Origin of the sequence: Neobacillus jeddahensis (assembly GCF_000612625.1) — a bacterium.
GTDB lineage: Bacteria > Bacillota > Bacilli > Bacillales > Cytobacillaceae > Neobacillus > Neobacillus jeddahensis.
The window spans coordinates 1-3,402 of the sequence record NZ_CCAS010000112.1 but is presented as its reverse complement, the minus strand read 5'-3'; the positions used below and the strand labels follow the sequence as shown (position 1 = coordinate 3,402).

Here is a 3,402-nt window from a genome sequence, read left to right as displayed (position 1 = left end):
GTCCGCAGCCACCTTCGATGGCAGATATTCGGCCAGTGGCGGTGACGTGGCAACTGAATAACAGTCACCCTCAGCGCCACTGGCATTTACAAAAGTCGGCTTAGTTGTCGATGATTTAAAATGGCAAATCCTCAATTAGTTCCTTCAATTCTCTTTTAAGAAACCCATTTAGTTGAAACAATGCATTTTTAATTTCCATTAACTCGTTTATTTCCGTTCTTAACCGTTCAATGGTTGCTTCCATCTCGGCAATCCCAATCTCCAATTGGTCATAATAATCGACTCTTCTACAGTTCATTGATCACCCGATGGATATGGGATTCTCCCACAATCTTATTTCCTTGTATGAAGGCATCTAATAAACTTTGACTACATAACGTATTAATTTTTCTTGGAATCCCTTGGCTAAAGTTATAAATCGCTCTAATCGCCTCTTCAGAAAAGATTTCGTGGGGTGTTTCTACTACTTTTAACTGATGACGGATATAATCATTCGTTTCTTTTTCTGTTAGTCCACTCATTTGATATCGCATTTGAATTCGCTGTTCAATGGCTTCCAGCTGCTTTACCCTTAATAAATTTCGCAAGCTAGGCTGGCCTATTACGATGAGGGAAAGAGGGGACATTGAATCTTCTTTAAAATTGAGAATGAAGCGCAGTTCCTGCAACATGGAATCGGAAAAATGATGAGCCTCATCCAGAACTATGACTACATGCTTTTTCTCATTCTCATAAATATCAAGCATCAAAGACTGATATTGGCGTTTTGCATCTGTTGAACGAAAGGCTGGCTGGATACCGAAGTTCTGAAGAACTTCTCTATAAAAGAGTTTTGGCGTCAATGAAGAATCACAAATATAAAGGTAATGATAATGAATGGGATCCAATTGATGAACCAAAGACCGGATGGCCGTTGATTTCCCCATTCCTGCTTCACCAGTTAAAAGACAAAACTGACGGTGCTGTACCGCATATTCTAAACGTGCGGAAGCCTCTTTCTGACTGGAAGAATGGAACAAGTGCTTCGGTGAAATTTCACGGGTAAATGGAACATCTTTCATCTCAAAAAAATCTAGCATGTTTCATTCCCCTTTGACTGTTTCTCTTTTAATTTGGTAAAACTAGTGGTACCAACTTGTTTTCGTTTTTCTTCTTCCTGCTGTTTTTTCAACTGTTCCAAGAAACTAGAAACTCCTGCAGGAGTTTGGTCGCTGTCCGTTTCGTTAGGTAATTTGGAGTGGCTTTGATTTCGAAGTTCCGCTGGCTTGGCGTCTTCGAAGCGTTCGTCGTCCTTCCAAACTTGAATGGTCGATAAATCGAATGGATTAAATCTAATTTGAATTTTCATTCCACGTAATGAGGAATCAACATCATATCGATTTCCTTCTAGTTCAATAATGGCTGTTTTCCTTACAGTTCGATCCTCTTCCCAAAGAAAAATTTCTTTTAGCATTTCTGCTGGAAGGTGGCGAGTATGATCAGCTTTTGCTTCATATCGCTTTTTAGGTGTTTGTTTTGTACTTCGATGAACCCGATTATCATATGCTTCTAACCAAGAACGCAAGTAATCGTTTAATTGTTTCAATGTGGAGAGTTTTCCTTGATTTATTAATAAATTGGCTTCACCTGTAAAACTACTATCAATGAATTGGAAAAATTTTTCAATTTTCCCCTTTGACTCTGGCGAATATGGCTTTGCATGGATAAGTTTCGTTCCCATTCTCGCACACATAATTTGAAACTGCTTAGCACTATAAACGGAACCATTATCGCAAAAAAATAGATTTGGTACACCGAATCTTAATACAGCCTTTTGGACACAACGTTCAAGACGAGGATATCTTTCTTCCATAAAAAACTCCGCATGCATAATTCGGCGGCTATGATCATCGATTATAGCGATAAGATAAGCCTTTTTACGTTTTTCAGGATTTCTTGGATCAGGTAAATAAAGAGTATGCTGTGTATCCGCCTGCCAACAATCATTCGGTGTATCGTGTTCAAAATGACGAAACTCCTTCTTTACCGCACGGTAAAGATCCTTTTTACTCCAGCCCATTTCTTGAAAATAACGAGATAAGGTCCGCGGTTTGAGGACACCTACTGACACCTTTTCCTCCAACTCTAGTATTCTGATAACCTGTTCGACACTTCGGCTAGGTAATTCCTTTCGTAATTCGATTGCCCGGTTCAGTATTTCTGGATCCTGATTTTGTAAGCTTCCTTTTTTTTCTCTTACTTGGGGTTTTAGACCTTCAAATCCTTTCTCTTCATAAGCCTGAAGGTATCTTTCTAATGATCGAACACTTACTGTACTTCGTTCACTACCTGGGATGGTGTACCTTTGATTCGCAATCTCTCTTAAAAGGGCATACCTCTCCCCAGGTTGTAGCTGTCGTTGAACGGCTGGAGCAATCAACCCAAATCGAAAAGCAGCTAATTCGTTACGTATCGTTTCATTCATCTTGTTTTCTCCTCTCACACCATAAAATAGGAAACTATCCCCATTTTCTCTGAATTATCGATTGTAGAGTAGGGACATATTTTGTGGAGCAAGAAAAAGGAAATGATGTTAGCATTATGTAATTAATCCGACACATTCTTTGACATTACCATTCAAAAGAAGGTTGGCGGAGATTGATCATGGAAAATAGCCTTCCTTTCCCAGGAACTGATTCAATATGACCAAAATAGAAAGAAAGGAGAAAATGAATCTCCTGATTAGAGCTAATTCCATGCCGATAAAGGGACAGTAACCCGTCCGCTTCTTGGAACTCCATAGCCCATTCCTTGCGTTGGCTAATCCACCACTTCCCCAAAAGGCAAAAAAAGCGTTTCTTCCACCTAAAGAGAGTTTTAAGTGAGATCACCGAAACTGAAGAGGTGGTTAACCATTCAGCAAGTTGACTAATAGGTACCCCCGCCATCAACCATCTTACAAAAAATTCATAAAGATGATTCGCAAACCTTGCCCATGAGTGAGAAAAGCAAGGCATTAATGAAAAAGTTTTCCTACAATCGGGACATCTCCTCCGCATAATAGGAATCCGAAAGGATTGATATTTAAAATGAACAGTTTTTTCATACTTTCCATGTTTTCTGGTAACCCTTCCGCAACAGGGACAGAAGGTATCTTCATTGTAGATTTCGACGAATCTCATATACTTCTTGATTGTAAGAGGACATTCTAGTAAAATTGGCATTGTTAATGGGAGGTTATTTGTTCTCTGGCCGGCAAGCAAAGAGGAGCAAATAACCTTTTCCTTTTTAGATTAAGAGCCGTCAGCTCTATTGACTATTATATAATAGTCAATAGAGCTGACGGCTCTTTCTTGTAAATTCCTCCGACAAAATAAAAGACCACCACTGATTAAATAGCGACACTTGGTCTGACTGCGAACA

At 39.3% G+C, this 3,402-nt stretch carries 3 protein-coding genes; all 3 read right to left on the bottom strand.

What is annotated here, in order from left to right; genetic code table 11:
- Positions 1-115: 115 nt before the first annotated feature.
- Genes TY15_RS22655 through TY15_RS22645 form a run of 3 tightly spaced genes read right to left on the bottom strand, consistent with a single transcriptional unit; the run spans position 116 to position 2,464 of the window.
- Complete coding sequence (locus TY15_RS22655) at positions 116-298, bottom strand: hypothetical protein (RefSeq protein WP_040203122.1); 183 nt, start codon at positions 296-298, stop codon at positions 116-118.
- A complete protein-coding gene (locus TY15_RS24555; RefSeq protein ID WP_040203121.1) occupies positions 288-1,079 on the bottom strand; it encodes an ExeA family protein in 792 nt (263 codons plus the stop codon). Before TY15_RS24555 ends, TY15_RS22655 begins: the two co-directional genes overlap by 11 nt.
- A complete protein-coding gene (locus tag TY15_RS22645) occupies positions 1,073-2,464 on the bottom strand; it encodes a DDE-type integrase/transposase/recombinase (protein ID WP_040203120.1) in 1,392 nt (463 codons plus the stop codon). The genes TY15_RS24555 and TY15_RS22645 overlap by 7 nt, the downstream gene beginning before the upstream one ends.
- Between the last annotated feature and the right edge of the window lie 938 nt (positions 2,465-3,402).